The organism is Pseudomonas lundensis, assembly GCF_002269125.1.
In the GTDB taxonomy this organism is placed as follows: Bacteria; Pseudomonadota; Gammaproteobacteria; order Pseudomonadales; family Pseudomonadaceae; genus Aquipseudomonas; species Aquipseudomonas lundensis_A.
On the sequence record NZ_NQKI01000007.1, the window covers coordinates 131652 to 146922 of the forward strand.

General features: G+C 58.2%; 17 protein-coding genes and 1 pseudogene. 12 read left to right on the plus strand and 6 right to left on the minus strand.

Translation table 11 applies throughout. The annotated features are described in order from the left end of the window. Positions 1 to 48: 48 nt before the first annotated feature. Genes CJF39_RS06930 through CJF39_RS06940 form a run of 3 tightly spaced genes read left to right on the plus strand, consistent with a single transcriptional unit; the run spans position 49 to position 1892 of the window. Positions 49 to 420, plus strand: coding sequence for a septal ring lytic transglycosylase RlpA family protein (locus CJF39_RS06930; RefSeq protein ID WP_047273344.1), 372 nt, complete (start codon positions 49 to 51; stop codon positions 418 to 420). Positions 421 to 468: 48 nt separating this feature from the next. Beyond that, positions 469 to 1509, plus strand: coding sequence for a calcium/sodium antiporter (locus CJF39_RS06935; RefSeq protein ID WP_094992751.1), 1041 nt, complete (start codon positions 469 to 471; stop codon positions 1507 to 1509). A gap of 38 nt (positions 1510 to 1547) precedes the next feature. Then, positions 1548 to 1892: a carboxymuconolactone decarboxylase family protein gene (locus CJF39_RS06940; protein WP_094992752.1), complete on the plus strand. Its 345-nt coding sequence runs from the start codon at positions 1548 to 1550 to the stop codon at positions 1890 to 1892. Here CJF39_RS06940 and CJF39_RS06945 read toward each other — a convergent pair. The 3 genes from CJF39_RS06945 to CJF39_RS06955 all read right to left on the minus strand — a co-directional run bounded on the left by CJF39_RS06945 (position 1889) and on the right by CJF39_RS06955 (position 3970). Beyond that, positions 1889 to 2830, minus strand: coding sequence for an AEC family transporter (locus CJF39_RS06945; RefSeq protein ID WP_094992729.1), 942 nt, complete (start codon positions 2828 to 2830; stop codon positions 1889 to 1891). The two genes, CJF39_RS06940 and CJF39_RS06945, sit on opposite strands and share 4 nt — an antisense overlap. Before the next feature lie 91 nt (positions 2831 to 2921). Then, the gene (locus tag CJF39_RS06950) at positions 2922 to 3395 is read right to left on the minus strand and encodes a WbuC family cupin fold metalloprotein (protein WP_094992730.1); all 474 of its coding nucleotides are present in this window, start codon (positions 3393 to 3395) and stop codon (positions 2922 to 2924) included. A 17-nt stretch (positions 3396 to 3412) separates the two neighbouring features. Next, positions 3413 to 3970 carry a hypoxanthine-guanine phosphoribosyltransferase gene (locus CJF39_RS06955; RefSeq protein ID WP_047273340.1) on the minus strand — a complete coding sequence of 186 codons (558 nt, stop codon included), beginning with the start codon at positions 3968 to 3970 and terminating at the stop codon, positions 3413 to 3415. A 163-nt stretch (positions 3971 to 4133) separates the two neighbouring features. Between CJF39_RS06955 and upp the strand changes: the two genes are divergently transcribed. Both upp and CJF39_RS06965 read left to right on the plus strand, forming a co-directional pair. Then, complete coding sequence (gene upp / locus CJF39_RS06960) at positions 4134 to 4772, plus strand: uracil phosphoribosyltransferase (protein ID WP_094992731.1); 639 nt, start codon at positions 4134 to 4136, stop codon at positions 4770 to 4772. 1 nt (position 4773) lies between these two features. After that, positions 4774 to 6048, plus strand: a complete 1275-nt coding sequence (locus tag CJF39_RS06965) for a uracil-xanthine permease family protein (RefSeq protein ID WP_094992732.1) — start codon at positions 4774 to 4776, stop codon at positions 6046 to 6048. Positions 6049 to 6099: 51 nt separating this feature from the next. Here the strand turns inward: CJF39_RS06965 and hemH are convergent, their stop codons facing one another. Together hemH and CJF39_RS06975 are read right to left on the minus strand one after the other, a co-directional pair. Continuing rightward, the gene (hemH, locus tag CJF39_RS06970) at positions 6100 to 7125 is read right to left on the minus strand and encodes a ferrochelatase (protein WP_094992733.1); all 1026 of its coding nucleotides are present in this window, start codon (positions 7123 to 7125) and stop codon (positions 6100 to 6102) included. 13 nt (positions 7126 to 7138) lie between these two features. Further along, positions 7139 to 8041 (minus strand): TIGR01777 family oxidoreductase, encoded by a 903-nt coding sequence (locus CJF39_RS06975; RefSeq protein ID WP_094992734.1) that lies wholly within the window; start codon positions 8039 to 8041, stop codon positions 7139 to 7141. Between the two features lie 194 nt (positions 8042 to 8235). Here CJF39_RS06975 and CJF39_RS06980 point away from each other — a divergent pair, with 194 nt between their 5' ends. From CJF39_RS06980 to CJF39_RS07010, 7 genes and pseudogenes are all read left to right on the plus strand, one after another. Next, positions 8236 to 9222 (plus strand): NAD(P)/FAD-dependent oxidoreductase, encoded by a 987-nt coding sequence (locus CJF39_RS06980; RefSeq protein WP_094992735.1) that lies wholly within the window; start codon positions 8236 to 8238, stop codon positions 9220 to 9222. Between the two features lie 204 nt (positions 9223 to 9426). After that, the gene (locus tag CJF39_RS06985) at positions 9427 to 10395 is read left to right on the plus strand and encodes a YbgA family protein (RefSeq protein WP_094992736.1); all 969 of its coding nucleotides are present in this window, start codon (positions 9427 to 9429) and stop codon (positions 10393 to 10395) included. A gap of 2 nt (positions 10396 to 10397) precedes the next feature. Then, positions 10398 to 11333, plus strand: coding sequence for a MerR family transcriptional regulator (locus tag CJF39_RS06990; RefSeq protein WP_094992737.1), 936 nt, complete (start codon positions 10398 to 10400; stop codon positions 11331 to 11333). A 28-nt stretch (positions 11334 to 11361) separates the two neighbouring features. After that, on the plus strand, positions 11362 to 12807 hold the full coding sequence (phrB, locus tag CJF39_RS06995; protein WP_094992738.1) for a deoxyribodipyrimidine photo-lyase: 1446 nt from the start codon (positions 11362 to 11364) through the stop codon (positions 12805 to 12807). After that, positions 12800 to 13570 (plus strand): SDR family NAD(P)-dependent oxidoreductase, encoded by a 771-nt coding sequence (locus CJF39_RS07000; protein ID WP_094992739.1) that lies wholly within the window; start codon positions 12800 to 12802, stop codon positions 13568 to 13570. The genes phrB and CJF39_RS07000 overlap by 8 nt, the downstream gene beginning before the upstream one ends. Then, positions 13567 to 14814, plus strand: coding sequence for an NAD(P)/FAD-dependent oxidoreductase (locus tag CJF39_RS07005; RefSeq protein WP_094992740.1), 1248 nt, complete (start codon positions 13567 to 13569; stop codon positions 14812 to 14814). Before CJF39_RS07000 ends, CJF39_RS07005 begins: the two co-directional genes overlap by 4 nt. Continuing rightward, positions 14811 to 14903, plus strand: a pseudogene (locus tag CJF39_RS07010) (DUF1365 family protein); the annotation flags it as partial. The gene CJF39_RS07005 and the pseudogene CJF39_RS07010, both read left to right, overlap by 4 nt. Positions 14904 to 14909: 6 nt before the next feature. Here the strand turns inward: CJF39_RS07010 and CJF39_RS07015 are convergent. After that, positions 14910 to 15271 (minus strand): integrase core domain-containing protein (locus CJF39_RS07015; RefSeq protein WP_141232168.1); only part of this gene is annotated, 362 nt, incomplete at its 5' end.

A 15271-nucleotide genomic window follows, 5' to 3' on the forward strand; every position in this document is an offset into this window, starting at 1 on the left:
CTCCGGCAGCGGCTACCGCTGAGTCATACCGCTAAGAAGGAATGCTCCATGAAGCAGCTACTCGGCGCGTGCGCCCTGCTAAGCCTGCTTGCCGGTTGCGCCAGTCACGACATAGACCCGCGGGGCTATGACAAAACCGGCGTTGCCTCTTATTACGGCGCCCGCCACCATGGCAAACGCACCGCCAGCGGCGAACCTTTCGATCAGCACGCCCTCAGCGCCGCCCATCGCCAACTGGCTTTCGGCAGCCGCGTTCTGGTCACCAACCTGAGCAATAACAAATCGGTTGTCGTGCGCATCAATGATCGTGGCCCTCACACCCGTGGGCGATTGATTGATCTTTCGCGCCAGGCCGCCCGCCAGTTGGGTATGCTGCGCAGCGGCACCGCCAACGTCCGGATCCAGGGCTTGAGCGATTAATCAGGGAGTGGCTGCGATTTGGGCTTGAACGCGTTATCGACATGGAACCTGCTGCAATTGCTCTGCGGCCTCGGCCTGCTGGTCGCAGGCGCAGAATTGCTGGTGCGTTGCGCCGTCGGCATGGCAGCAACGCTCAAAGTCCGTCCGCTGCTGATCGGCCTGACCGTGGTAGCCCTCGGCAGCAGCGCTCCACAAATGACCGTCAGCCTGCAGGCCGCCTTCAATGACACCCCGGACATTGCCGTAGGCAGCGTCATCGGCAGCAATATCTTCAACGTGCTGGTCACGTTGGGCCTTTCGGCGCTGATTATCCCGTTGCGTGTTTCTCGCCCGTTGGTGCGTCTGGACATACCGCTGATGGTGATTGCCAGCGCGCTGGTATTCGCGCTGGCCTTGAACACGCGACTCGACCGGTTGGACGGGGTGATATTGCTGTGTGGCCTGACAGGCTACCTGGGCCTGTTGCTGCGCCAGTCCCGGCACAGTAGCCATCATCATGTCAGCCACGACCAACCCCAGCATTCGTGGGTGCGCAATGGGCTGATGATGTTCTTCGCCCTGCTCTTGCTCGGGCTTGCCGGTCGGTTATTACTCGGTGCGGCGATTGATGTCGCGACGCAACTCGGGCTGTCAGAGCGCATCATTGGCCTGACGATCGTTGCTGTGTGCACCTCGCTACCGGAGCTGGCCACCTCGCTGATTGCCGCCTTTCGCGGACAACGTGAGATTGCCGTGGGCAATGTGATCGGCAGTAACGTCTTCAACCTGCTGGGCGTACTGGGCATTACCGCACTGGTGTCCCCCTCGCCGCTGTCCGTGTCTCCCAACGCCCTGGCCTTTGACTTGCCTGTCATGCTTGGGGTAGCGGCTTTGTGCTTGCCGATTTTCTACACCGGCTACCGTGTCACGCGCGCGGAAGGCCTGCTGTTTCTGGGGTTGTATCTGGCGTATGGGCTGCACGTGGTGTCGTTCACCACCGGCATGCCACTGGCCGGAAAACTCGAACACCTGATGCTGTTTTTTATCCTGCCGGCGCTGCTGGTGTATCTGCTGTTCAGTACCCTGCGCGCGTGGCGTCGACAACACTGAGGAGTTTTGCCTTGAATAATAAAAAGACCGGACTGCAAATGCGCCGCCAGGTAATGGGCGATGAGTTCGTGGACCGCGCGCTGGGCAACACCACTGACTTCACCCGGCCGCTTCAAGACTTCGTCAACGAGCATGCGTGGGGCGGGGTCTGGAACCGTGAAGGTTTACCCCTCAAGACCCGCAGCCTGATTACCCTGGCCACCCTGACCGCGCTCAAGTGCCCACAGGAACTCAAAGGTCACGTGCGCGGTGCGCTGAACAACGGGTGTAGCGTAGAGGAGATCCGCGAAGCCCTGCTGCATTGCGCGGTTTACGCAGGGGTTCCGGCAGCCATTGATGCGTTTCGGGCGGCACAGGAAGTCATCGACAGCTACAACGCTTAAATCCAGCCGCCCCACTGCAAGACAAAAATTCCGATATTGGTCGTGACGGCAGCCATCACCGTGGTGATCACGATGATGGCTGCTGCCAGTTCATGATTGCCATTGGCGGCGCGCGCCATGACAAAACTGGCCGCAGCCGTCGGGCTGGCGAAATACAGAAACAGCGTTCCCAGCTCCGGCCCGCGAAAACCGTAGAACCATGCACCCAGCGTGGTGATGATCGGCAAACCAATCATTTTCACCAGGCTGGCACTGAGAGCCAGATTGCCACTTTTGCGCAGCGCCGCCAGTGATAACGTGCCGCCGATACAGATCAGCGCCAGCGGCAACGTCATCGCCGCCAGGTATCCCCCTGAGGCCTGCAACCAGCCGGGCAACCCTATCTTGAAGGCAGCAAACGGCACAGCCGCCAGCACACTGATAATCAGCGGGTTGCGAAACACGCTCAGGCAGATGCTCCACGGATCGGATTTGATTACCGGGCTGTACACCGCCAGCACGATGGTCGACAACGTGTTGTAAAGCAGGATTACCAGCGCCGCGAGCACAGCCCCCAACGAGATGCCGTAGTCACCGTACATACTGGCGGCCAGCGCCAGCCCGATCACCGCATTATTGCCGCGAAAGGCGCCCTGGGTGTAAATGCCACGGTCTTCGCGCGGGCAACGCCACATCGACCATGCCCAGGCCAACGCGAAGCTCACCAGGGTTGCCACCGTGAAGTAGCCCAGGACTTTGGGCTGTAAGGCGGCATTCAGATCCGCGTGCACAATGCCCAGAAACAACAACGCCGGCATGGTGACGTTGAACACCAAAGCCGACGCGGTATGGATAAAACTGTCATTGATCCAGCCGACACGCTTGAGCACTACCCCCAAAAACAGCATGGTAAACACGGGTGCAGTGATGGTCAGGGTCTGAAGGAAAATAGCCAGCATGCCACGCAATTCCGATTGCAATCGTCAGGTCGCGAATCTTATGCCATGGACAGGAGCAACACCTAATATTGAAAAGCCATTATTGGCCGACTCAGTCGAATTGCGAACGCATCCAGGCCTGGTACTGGGCCACTTCAGGCTCACCTTCACGAGGCGCCCAGTGCGCCAGCTCGCCATCCCCCACAGGTTGATAAGGTCCGGCTTTGCACTCGAACATCACACTGTCGGGTTCAAGCACCACAAGGCCATGAAACACACCCGGCGGCAGGTCAACACCAAGGCTTTCGCCACCTGCCAGCAAGACACGCTTGTCGAGTAACTGACCGTTCTCATCAAAAATCAGCACCCCCAGCTTGCCCCGGAGCACCAACAAAGTCTCGGCTTTGTCGTTGCTCAGGTGACGGTGTGGCGGGATGTAGGTAGCAGGTTGCAGGCCCACCACCATGCGATGACAAGGCTCCTGCATCTGATGCAGGTTATGGTGCTGACGACCGCGAGGGTTACCGGCAGCCTTCTCGGCCAGGTCGTTAAACAGTGTCTGATCGAGAAAGCTGGGGGTAGTCATGGTTTCAACGTCCTTGTTTACAAACCTTTAACGGCATAAATGCCAGCGGCGTTACGCCAGTAGCCTTTGTAGTCCATGCCGTAGCCGAATACGTAGCGGTCGATGCACGGCAGGCCTTCGTAAGTGGCTTTAAGGCCGGCACTTGCCTTGCGGTCGTGTTCTTTGTCGATCAACACCGCAGTGTGCACCTGACGTGCACCCGCGTGATTGCAGAAATCCACGATGGCGCTCAGGGTGTGACCTTCGTCCAGAATGTCGTCGATGATCAGGACATGGCGGTCCATGAACGACACTTCCGGCTTGGCCTTCCAGAACAGATCGCCGCCGCTGGTCTGATTACGGTAGCGCGTGGCGTGCAAGTAAGACGACTCAAGCGGAAATTTCAAATGCGTGAGCAGCTTGCCGGCAAAAATCAGCCCGCCGTTCATCACACAAAAAACCACTGGATTCATCTCGGCCATATCGGCCGTGATTTGCGCGCCAACACGGGCAATGGCCGCCTCGACTTCAGCTTCGGTGTACAGGCAGTCAGCCTCTCGCATGACTTGACGGATATGCTCGAGATCAGCAGACATGACGCTCTCCAGGGGGGGTTGCTCAAGAAAAGCGGGCAAAGGTACGCATCCGCATGGCTCAGATCAAGCATTTATGGACTAACGTGCTGTTATGTCTATAGGACATCACCCCGGATTAGATTAATCTAGGCCGGTTTTTTTGCCTGCCCCGGAGCTTTTCCCTATGCCTATCCGTGAGATCCGCCATCCGCTGATCCGTCACAAGCTCGGCCTCATGCGCCGTGCCGACATTAGCACGAAGAACTTCCGCGAGCTCGCTCAGGAAGTCGGCGCGTTGCTGACCTATGAAGCCACCAGCGACCTGACCCTCGAAACCTACGAGATTGAAGGCTGGAGCGGCCCTGTCCGCGTTGAAAAAATCGCCGGTAAGAAAATCACCGTCGTGCCTATCCTGCGCGCCGGCATCGGCATGCTTGAAGGCGTGCTGAGCCTGATCCCGGGCGCCAAAGTCAGCGCCGTCGGCGTTGCCCGTAACGAAGAAACCCTGCAGGCCCACACTTATCTGGAAAAACTCGTCCCGGAAATCGACGAGCGTCTGGCGATGATTATCGACCCGATGCTGGCCACCGGCTCCTCGATGGTTGCCACCATTGACCTGCTGAAAAAAGCCGGCTGTAAAGAAATCCGCGCCATGGTGCTGGTTGCCGCCCCCGAGGGCATCGCTGCCGTTGAAGCGGCTCACCCGGACGTGACCATCTACACGGCCTCCATCGATAACCGTCTGGACGAACACGGCTACATCATTCCGGGCTTGGGCGATGCCGGCGACAAGATCTTCGGCACCAAGCAAAAGGACGCCTAACATGCAGGACGAGTTCAACGACCCGCTCTGGCGCCAGATCATCTCTGGCGCACAGATGCTCTTCGTGGCCTTTGGCGCGTTGGTGTTGATGCCTTTGATTACAGGCCTGGACCCCAACGTTGCGCTGTTCACGGCGGGTCTCGGGACTCTGCTGTTCCAGATCGTGACCCGGCGCCAGGTGCCGGTCTTTCTGGCTTCGAGTTTCGCTTTCATTACCCCGATCATTCTCGCCAAAGGCCAATTCGGCCTGGCAGCGACCATGGGCGGCGTGATGGCAGCCGGTTTCGTGTACACCTTTCTCGGTTTCGCGGTAAAGCTCAAAGGCACCGGTTTCATTGATCGCCTGCTCCCGCCTGTGGTCATTGGTCCGGTGATTATCTCCATCGGCCTGGCAATGGCACCGATTGCCGCGCACATGGCAATGGGCCGCGCTGAAGATGGCACCGAGCTGATTCATTACCAGACCGCCATGATGATCTCGATGCCAGCCTTGCTGACCACGCTGATCGTAGCGGTGTTCGGGAAAGGGATTTTCCGTCTGGTACCGATCATTGCCGGCGTGCTGGTGGGTTTTGCCCTGGCCTTCTATTTTGGCGTGGTCGACACAGCCAAAATTGCCGCAGCCCCATGGTTTGCCTTGCCGCAATTCACGGCGCCCGAGTTCAACTGGCAGGCGATTCTGTTTATCGTCCCCGTGGCGTTGGCCCCGGCCATTGAACACATTGGCGGCGTGATTGCCGTGGGCAGCGTGACCGGTCGTGATTACCTGAAAAAACCGGGCCTGCACCGCACCCTGTTTGGTGACGGGATTGCCACCACGGCCGCCGGCCTGCTGGGTGGTCCGCCCAATACCACCTACGCCGAAGTAACTGGCGCAGTGATGCTGACCAAGAACTACAACCCGAAAATCATGACCTGGGCGGCGATCTTCGCCATCAGCCTGGCCTTTATCGGCAAGTTCGGCGCACTGCTGCAAAGCATTCCAGTGCCGGTCATGGGCGGGATTCTGTGCCTGCTGTTCGGTTCAATCGCGGCGGTGGGCATGAATACCCTGATCCGTCATCAGGTTGACCTGAGCGAGGCACGCAACCTGGTGATCGTTTCGGTCACGTTGGTGTTCGGTATTGGCGGCGTGCTGATCGGCACCGGTATGGGCCCCGAAGACTTCGGTCTCAAGGGCATTGCGCTGTGTGCCATTGTGGCGATAGCGCTGAACCTGATCCTGCCGGGCAACGACAGTTGGAAAAAGAAGAAAGGTGACGAGCCGATTATCTAAATCGGCCTGCGCCTCACCCAACCCTCTCCCTGCGGGAGAGGGTTTTTCATTTCATAGCGCCAGCGGCGCCCTTTCACAAAGCGTGTTCAACGCAGCCGCCCACTCGGGGTCGTCATTCAGGCACGGCACCAGCACCAACGACTCGCCCCCCGCCTCAATGAACTGCTCGCGACCGCGATCACCAATCTCTTCCAGTGTTTCGATACAGTCGGCGACAAAGGCCGGGCACATCACCAGCACCTTCTTGACCCCCTCTTTGGCCAGCGCATCCAGGCGCGCTTCGGTATAAGGTTCGATCCACTTCGCTCGCCCCAAACGGGATTGAAAGGCCACCGACCACTTACCGTCTGGCAAACCCATTCGCTGCGCAAACAACTCCGCGGTCCGCAGGCACTGTGCGCGATAGCAGGTAGCCATCACCGCAGGGGATGCGTTTTTGCAGCACGCTTCATTTTTGAAACAGTGATTGCCGGTCGGGTCCAGTTTGTGGAGATGGCGTTCGGGCAACCCGTGGAAGCTCAGCAGCAGGTGATCGTACTCCTGCGCCAGATGCGGACTGGCACTGGCCACCATCGCGTCGAGGTATTCGGGCTGGTCATAGAATGGCTGGAGGATCGAAAACTGAATCGGCAGCTTTTTAGTCTTCACCACGCGCTTGGCTTCTTCGATGACCGTGGTCACGGTGCTGTCGGCAAACTGTGGGTACAACGGCGCCAGCGTCACCTTCTTGATGCCCTGCCCGGCCAGCCGGGTAAGCACCGTTTCGATGGACGGCTCGCCGTAACGCATGGCCAGCTCCACCGGCCCCTGCTTCCACTCACGGGTCATGGCCTGTTGCAAACGGCGGCTGAGCACTACCAGCGGCGACCCTTCATCCCACCAAATGGACGCGTAGGCGTGCGCCGACTGCTCGGGGCGCTTGATCAGGATCAGCGACACCAACAAGCGTCGAACCGGCCATGGCAAGTCGATCACGTACGGGTCCATCAGAAACTGGTTCAAGTAGCTGCGAACATCCGCTACCGACGTAGACGCCGGTGAACCCAGGTTTACCAGCAACAGCGCGTGGTCGGTCATGCAACATCCTATTTCAGAGGCGGGCGGACACATCATCGAGTGCCGCACGCAAATCGGTGAACTGAAAAGTGAAGCCGGCTTCCAGCAAACGTGCGGGCGTCGCCCGCTGCCCGCCCAATAACAACTGCGACATTTCGCCCAGTAATACGCGCAATACAAAGGCGGGCAAAGGCATCACGGCAGGGCGATGCAGCACACTGCCAAGGGTCTTTGCGAACTCCGCATTACGCACCGGGTGCGGGGCGCAGGCATTATAAGGACCCGTTGCCGCATTCTCATGCACAAGAAAATCAATCAGGGCAATTTGGTCCAGGATATGAATCCATGGCATCCATTGCCGACCAGTGCCTATCGGCCCGCCGAGCGCCAGCTTGAAAGGCAGCAACAGGCGTGACAAAAAACCGCCCTCGGCGGACAACACCAGCCCTGTGCGCACCAACACCACACGAATCCCGAGCGCCTGCGCACGCTGCGCGGTCTCTTCCCAGGCGATGCACAGGTGACTGGCGAAATCTTCAGTGACCGGCGCGCAGTCTTCGGTCAGCTCACGTTCACCGCCGTCCCCATACCAGCCCACCGCCGAGCCTGACACCAGCACCGACGGCTTTTGCTCGCGGCTTTCGAGCCACGCCAACAGGGTTTCCGTCAAAGTGATCCGACTGCTCCAGAGCAGCATCTTGCGCTTGCGCGTCCACGGCCGATCCGCGATGGGCGCACCCGCCAAATTGATCACGGCATCCACAGGCTCCTGCCCAAGCTCTTCGAGCCTGGCGATACCCCTGACATCCGCTCCACAGCATTCACTCACCTGCGCAGGGCGTCTGCTCCACACCGTCAAACGATGACCTTGCGCCAGCCAGTGACGACAAAGCTGGCGCCCTATCAAGCCTGTACCGCCTGTCAGCAATATGTGCATCTGTTCAACCTCGCAGGAAGTTTTATCGCGAGCACTGGTCTATTTTTAGAGAAAGCCCCAATTCGTCGCGCCGTCGGCTGTGTATAAGAATAGGCCAGATGGACCTCGCGAGCACGCTAAAACTTATACCAATAAATAGATTTGTACAGGTATTACCATCGGCGTAGTCTGTGCAAACAGGAATCGAGGCCAATATGACTGTACCCATCGCAATAATCGGCACCGGCATTGCCGGTCTTTCAGCAGCGCAAGCCCTTCAAAAAGCAGGTCACACAGTGCACCTGTTTGACAAAAGCCGGGGCAGCGGTGGCCGTATGTCCAGCAAACGCAGCGACGCAGGCAATCTCGACTTGGGCGCTCAGTACTTCACCGCCCGTGATCGACGTTTCGTCGAAGAAGTACAACGCTGGCAAAGCAATGGTTGGGCCAGCGAGTGGGCACCCCATCTGTTCAACCACAAACATTGCCAATTGACCCCCTCCCCCGACGAGCAAACCCGCTGGGTCGGCAACCCGCGCATGAGTGCGATCACCCGCGGCCTGCTGGGCAAATCCCGCGCGACCTTTTCCTGCCGAATCACCGACCTGATCAAGGGTGAGACACACTGGCACCTGCAAGACGCAGACGGTCACGATCATGGCCCATTCAGCCATGTGATCATAGCCACTCCCGCGCCACAGGCCACGGCGTTACTGGCCGTGGCTCCTAAGTTGGCCAGCATGGTGGCCAGTGTGAAGATGGACCCGACGTGGGCCTTGGCACTGGCCTTTGACACCCCTCTGGCGACCAAAATCGATGGCTGTTTTGTACAAGACAGCCCGCTGGAGTGGCTGGCACGCAACAGCAGCAAACCGGGCCGAGGCCAACAGCCCGACACCTGGGTGCTGCATGCCACCAGCGCCTGGAGCCGACAAAATCTCGACCTGCCCAAAGAAGCGGTCATTGAGCAACTGCACGGCGCCTTTGCCGAGCTGATCCACTCCCCTACACCGGCCCCGATTTTTACGCTGGCCCACCGCTGGCTTTATGCACGCCCCGCCACAACCCATGAATGGGGCGCTTTGGCCGACTCAGACCTGGGCTTATATGCCTGCGGCGACTGGTGTTTGTCAGGCCGGGTCGAAGGTGCCTGGCTCAGCGGCCAAGACGCCGCGCGCAAGTTGCTTGAGCATTTGGAATAACGCCCGCAGACACGCTCCCAGACGCCGCCTCGTGCGGCGTCTGCCTGCACTGTCTTGGCGTGGGCACCTGTCTCGGATGCGATGACCTTATAAAAACACTCAATACTTGTACAAGGTATTTGACTTGTACAAGATCAAGCCTATGATGACCTTAAGTTGTACATCACACAAAAGATGTACAAGTAATTCTTGGAGGTTCATCACATGGCCAGCGCCGTCTCAGCTCATGACAAACCGAAAATCGCCATCAGCGCTTGCCTGCTGGGAGCCGAAGTTCGCTTTAACGGCGGGCATAAAGAGTCGCGCCTGTGCAGCCAGGCCCTGAGTGAACATTTCGACTTTGTGCCGCTGTGCCCCGAGGTCGCCATCGGCCTTGGCATACCCCGTCAACCTATCCGTCTGATTGGCAACCCTGAACAGCCACTGGCCGTCGGCAGCGTCGACAGCGCGCTGGACGTGACCCGCCCCCTGCATGACTACGGCGTGGAAATGGCTGCCGAACACACCGACATTTGCGGCTACATCTTTATGCAAAAGTCGCCTTCCTGCGGGCTGGAGCGGGTCAAGGTCTATCAGGACGGTGGGCGCCCGGCCGAACTCAGTGGCCGCGGCATTTATGCCCAAGCCTTCTGTGACGCGCACCCCGACCTGCCGGTGGAAGAAGACGGGCGATTGAATGACCCGGTACTGCGCGAAAACTTCATGACCCGCGTGTACGCCTACCGTGACTGGCAAGTACTGCTCAAAGAAGGCATCACACGGCGCAGCCTGACCGAATTCCATGCCCGCTATAAATACCAGCTGATGGCGCACCATCCGGCCCAATACAAAACCCTGGGCAACCTGCTGGGCAGCCTTGGCAAGCAGGACCCGCGCACGGTAGCGCCGCAGTATTTCAGCGAGCTGATGAAAGCCCTTAAGCGATGTGCCACCCGCCGCACTCACACCAATGTGCTGCAACACTTGTGCGGCTACCTCAAACAATCCATTAGCAGTGCTGACAAGCAGGAAATTCAACAGCTCATTGGCCAGTACTTGCAGGGCATTGTGCCTTTAGTCGTGCCACTGACGCTGCTCAAACATCACTTCCGCCAGCACCCGGATCCCTACATCTCGCGTCAGGTTTACCTGCAACCGCACCCGGAAAATCTCAGCCTGCGGAATGCCATCTGACCATGAATGACGACCTGATCATGTCCAATACACCCGACACGGACTACAGCCAGGCCTTGGCTGAAGGCTGGCTGCCGATACGCGATGTGTCGCGTATCACGGGGGTTAACGCCGTGACCTTGCGTGCTTGGGAGCGCCGCTATGGGCTGATCGTGCCGCACCGCACAGCCAAGGGGCATCGCCTGTTTTCCACCGAGCACATCCAGCGAATTCAGCAAATTGTGTTGTGGCTCAACCGCGGCGTCGCTGTCAGTCAAATCAAACCCTTGCTGGATGCACCCAGCCCTTGCGATGAAACAACCGGCAGTGACTGGCAGGTATGGCGTCAAACCCTGACACAAGCCATCAGTGAACTGGCCGAGCGCCGCCTCGATGATTGTTTTAACCAAGTCATGTCGCTCTACCCTACGCGCCCTCTGTGCGAACAGCTCTTGATCCCGCTGCTCGATGAGTTGGAACAACGCTGGCAGGGTCAGTTCGGTGCCCAGCTGGAGCGTGTGTTCTTCCACACCTGGTTGCGCAGCAAGCTGGGCGCCCGGATTTATCACAACAACCGCTCGCTCAAAGGCGCTGCGGTATTGCTGATTAATCACTCGGACCTGCCCTTCGAACCTCACTTGTGGCTCACCGCTCTGCTGGTCAGCAGCAGCCATTGCCCGGTTGAAATGTTTGATGCCCCCTTGCCTGCGGGCGAGCTCGGGCTGGCCGTTGAACGGCTGCAACCCAAAGCCGTGGTGCTGTACTCCAGCAAAACCCTGAATACCCAAGCACTGGGCAAATTACTGAACGGCATCGACTGTCCGACGTTGATAGCTGGCCCCAGCGTACGCATCCATTACGACGTGCTGTGTGTAAGCACAACCGAGATCGCAGGACTGTGCTTGGCCAATGACCCGATGGAAGTGCACCAACGCCTCAATCAACTCGGGCTTTTGTAACGCTCTGCCATGGGCTTAAGGAAATGACATGCAACTTATCTGGCTACGAAGCGACCTGCGTCACGTTGATAACACCGCCCTGAGCGCGGCGGCAGAGCGCGGGCCTACGCTGGCTGTCTACATAATCAGCCCCGAGCAATGGCTGATGCATGATGACGCGGCATGCAAAGTCGACTTCTGGCTACGTAACCTGGGCGCCCTGAACGAGCGTCTGCAGCAACTCAATATTCCCTTGTTGATTCGGACTGCTCCTACGTGGGACCAAGCACCTGCCGTTCTCCTGGACCTGTGTCAGCAGCATGGCATTCAAGCGCTGCACACCAATCAGGAATACGGAATCAACGAAACCCGTCGCGACCAGGCAGTCGCTCAAACCCTCGAAGCTGAAGGTATCGCGTTTCACAGTTACCTCGACCAACTGCTGTTTCAGCCGGGCAGCATTCTGACGCAGTCCGGCTCGTACTTTCAGGTGTTTAGCCAATTCCGTCGAATTTGTTATAACCGTTTGCACATGGGCTTGCCGCAGATCCTTGCAGCACCTGAGGCTCAAGCGCCCTTAAATATCAAAAGCGACCCGATACCTGCCTCCGTCGAAGGGTTTGCCACACCCGACGACGCGCTACGCGCTTTGTGGCCGGCGGGCGAAGAAGAGGCCCTGGCGCGTCTTGAACGCTTCGCCGATGAACACATTCACTCTTACAAAGACGAGCGCGACCTGCCGGCCAAGCCGGGGACCAGCCAACTTTCCGCCTACTTGGCAGCGGGCGTGATTTCCCCGCGCCAATGCTTGCATGCGGCATTGATGAGCAACAACGGCGAGTTCGAAAGCGGCAGTCCCGGCGCCTTCACCTGGGTCACCGAATTGCTGTGGCGCGAATTTTATAAGCACATTCTGGTCGGTTACCCACGCGTCTCTCGCCATCGCGCTTTCCGCCCCGAAACAGAATTCATGCCATGGCGCGATGCTCCTGAAGAACTGGCCGCCTGGAAAGAGGGCCGTACGGGCTTCCCGATCATTGATGCGGCGATCCGCCAACTGTTGCAAACGGGCTGGATGCACAACCGCCTGCGCATGGTAGTGGCGATGTTCCTGACTAAAAATCTGCTGATCGACTGGCGCGAGGGCGAACGCTTCTTTATGCAGCATTTGATTGATGGCGATTTGGCGGCCAACAACGGCGGCTGGCAGTGGAGCTCCTCCACCGGAACCGATTCAGTCCCGTACTTCAGAATTTTCAATCCTTTGAGCCAGTCTGAGCGCTTCGATCCCGACGGAGCCTTTATTAAACACTGGCTCCCCGAACTGGCGGACCTCAATAAAAAACTGGTCCATAACCCGGCGTCGGCTGGCGGCCTGTTTGGTATCGCCAACTATCCTGCCCCTATCGTGAACTTGAGCCAAAGCCGCGAACGCGCGTTAAGCGCATTCAAAAACCTGCCGTCAAAAAACATGTTAGAGGTGAGCCATGGTTAACGGGCGCAGAATCTGGCTGACCGGTGCCAGCAGCGGCATCGGTGCGCATATGGCGCAAGAGCTACTTGAAAAAGGCGCTCGGCTCGCCCTGACTGCACGCAACCTGCAACCCCTTTCAGCCTTGTCTGAGCGCTATCCCGGACAAGTCTTGCTTGTCCCCGGGGATTTGACTGACAGCGCTCAGGTGCGCGACATCGGCATGAGCATTGCCCAGACTTGGGGCGCGCTGGACACCGTGATTCTCAACGCGGGCACGTGCGAATACATCGATGCAGATCACTTTGACGGCGGCCTCATCGAACGCGTGGTACGCACCAATTTATTGGCCACCGGGTATTGCATCGAGACTGCACTCCCTTTGCTGCGCGCCGGTTCGCGCCCGCACCTGGTGGGTGTCGTCAGCTCTGTCACCTATTGGGCATTGCCCCGGGCCGGGGCTTATGGCGCGTCCAAGACAGGGCTGCGCTATCTGCTGGAATCGCTACGGCTCGATCTTGCGCACGAAGGTCTGGACGTCACCCTGGTCAGCCCCGGCTTTGTTGATACGCCGTTGACTGCAAAAAATGATTTTCCGATGCCCATGCGCTGGTCCGCACCCAAGGCGGCACAGCATATTTGCCAGCGCCTGGAAAAACGCCCGCTGGAGATCGCATTTCCAGCCCCTTTCATCGTGCTGTTACGTCTGCTCGCCAGCCTGCCCAAGCGCCTGCAAGTGGCACTCGGCAAACGTCTGGCACGTAATGGCGAGAAAACAAAATCATGAAAATCGCGATCATCGGCAGCGGCATATCAGGTTTGACCTGTGGTTATTTACTGCACAAGACCCACGACATCAGCGTCTTCGAAGCCAGCGACTGGATCGGCGGCCACACCCATACCGTCAGTGTTGACGTCAACGGGCAAACCTATGCCATGGACACGGGATTCATCGTTTTCAATGATTGGACCTACCCCAACTTCATCAAACTGATGGAGCAGTTAGGCGTTCGCTCCAATGCCACTGAAATGAGTTTTTCCGTGCACGACACGGACACTCGGCTTGAATACAACGGCAATACGCTCAACAGCCTGTTTGCCCAGCGCAGTAATCTGCTATCGCCTGCGTTTTGGGGGATGTTGCGCGACATTTTGCGTTTTAACCGCGAAGCCGTACGCGACCTGGACGAGCACCGAATCGCCGCTGACACCCGGCTCGGTGACTATTTGCAACAGCGCGGCTATGGCGAACGCTTTATTGAGCACTACATCGTGCCGATGGGCGCCGCCATCTGGTCGATGTCACTGGCCGACATGCTGACGTTTCCGCTGCAATTCTTCGTACGTTTTTTTAAGAACCACGGCCTGCTCAGCGTCAGTAACCGCCCGCAATGGCGTGTGATTGAGGGAGGCTCAAGCGCTTACGTCAAACCGTTGAGTGCCGGGTTTGTTGATCGAATCCACCTTAATTGCCCGGTGACTCAGGTCGAGCGGTACGAGCAAGGCGTGCTCGTCCACACCGCTGCAGGTGTTGAGCGGTTCGACAAAGTTATTTTTGCCTGCCACAGCGATCAGGCCCTCGCATTGCTGGCCGAGCCTTCAACGGCTGAAAAGGAAATCCTCGGCGCCCTGCCCTACGCCGACAACGATGTTGTGCTGCATACCGATACGCGCCTGTTGCCTGACCGAAAACTGGCGTGGGCCAGCTGGAACTATCGCCTGGGCTCAGCCGTACAAAAACGCGCTGCCGTGACCTACAACATGAACATCCTGCAAGGTATTCAGAGCGAGAACACGTTCTGCGTCAGCCTTAACCAAACGTCAGCTATCGATCCTTTGAAGGTGTTGGCCAGCTTTACCTATGCCCACCCGCAATACAGCTTGCAGGGCATTGCCGCACAAGCGCGGTGGCAAGAACTGCTGGGCGCGCACAACAGCTATTTTTGCGGCGCCTACTGGGCCAATGGTTTCCATGAAGATGGTGTCGTCAGCGCATTGCGTGTGGCCAACGCCTTTGGGCATCGCTTATGAACAGCGCCCTGTATAGCGGGTGGATCGCCCATCGGCGCTTCTCGCCCACTTCCCATGCGTTTCGTTACCGCATCGGGCTGCTCTATCTGTAGTGGTCAACTAATCCCGGACACGACGTTAAGTTTTTTCTCGGCCTGAGCCGGCGTTAGCCCGCCATTAAATTGATGAGGCCGTATCCAGTTGTAGCGATGCATCAAATAATGACTGATGTCTCGTTGTGCCTGCTGAACCGACATATAACCCACTGAAGGTATCCACTCGGTTTTCAAGCTGCGAAATACTCGCTCCATCGGTGAGTTGTCGTAACAATTGCCCCGGCGACTCATGCTCTGGCTGATGCGGTACCGCCACAGACGCTGACGGAAGTGGCGACTTCCATATTGTGATCCCTGATCCGAATGAAACAGCAGCCCTTGAGGCTTCCCGCGTTGCTCATAGGCCATATCCAGTGCTTTGG

Excerpts from the sequence above, each read along its gene's own strand:
- CJF39_RS06930 (WP_047273344.1), top strand. The coding sequence starts at position 49 with ATGAAGCAGCTACTCGGCGCGTGCGCCCTGCTAAGCCTGCTTGCCGGT.
- CJF39_RS06940 (WP_094992752.1), top strand. The coding sequence starts at position 1,548 with ATGCGCCGCCAGGTAATGGGCGATGAGTTCGTGGACCGCGCGCTGGGC.
- CJF39_RS06945 (WP_094992729.1), bottom strand. The coding sequence starts at position 2,830 with ATGCTGGCTATTTTCCTTCAGACCCTGACCATCACTGCACCCGTGTTT.
- CJF39_RS06950 (WP_094992730.1), bottom strand. The coding sequence starts at position 3,395 with ATGACTACCCCCAGCTTTCTCGATCAGACACTGTTTAACGACCTGGCC.
- CJF39_RS06955 (WP_047273340.1), bottom strand. The coding sequence starts at position 3,970 with ATGTCTGCTGATCTCGAGCATATCCGTCAAGTCATGCGAGAGGCTGAC.
- upp (WP_094992731.1), top strand. The coding sequence starts at position 4,134 with ATGCCTATCCGTGAGATCCGCCATCCGCTGATCCGTCACAAGCTCGGC.
- CJF39_RS06965 (WP_094992732.1), top strand. The coding sequence starts at position 4,774 with ATGCAGGACGAGTTCAACGACCCGCTCTGGCGCCAGATCATCTCTGGC.
- hemH (WP_094992733.1), bottom strand. The coding sequence starts at position 7,125 with ATGACCGACCACGCGCTGTTGCTGGTAAACCTGGGTTCACCGGCGTCT.
- CJF39_RS06975 (WP_094992734.1), bottom strand. The coding sequence starts at position 8,041 with ATGCACATATTGCTGACAGGCGGTACAGGCTTGATAGGGCGCCAGCTT.
- CJF39_RS06980 (WP_094992735.1), top strand. The coding sequence starts at position 8,236 with ATGACTGTACCCATCGCAATAATCGGCACCGGCATTGCCGGTCTTTCA.
- CJF39_RS06985 (WP_094992736.1), top strand. The coding sequence starts at position 9,427 with ATGGCCAGCGCCGTCTCAGCTCATGACAAACCGAAAATCGCCATCAGC.
- CJF39_RS06990 (WP_094992737.1), top strand. The coding sequence starts at position 10,398 with ATGAATGACGACCTGATCATGTCCAATACACCCGACACGGACTACAGC.
- phrB (WP_094992738.1), top strand. The coding sequence starts at position 11,362 with ATGCAACTTATCTGGCTACGAAGCGACCTGCGTCACGTTGATAACACC.
- CJF39_RS07000 (WP_094992739.1), top strand. The coding sequence starts at position 12,800 with ATGGTTAACGGGCGCAGAATCTGGCTGACCGGTGCCAGCAGCGGCATC.
- CJF39_RS07005 (WP_094992740.1), top strand. The coding sequence starts at position 13,567 with ATGAAAATCGCGATCATCGGCAGCGGCATATCAGGTTTGACCTGTGGT.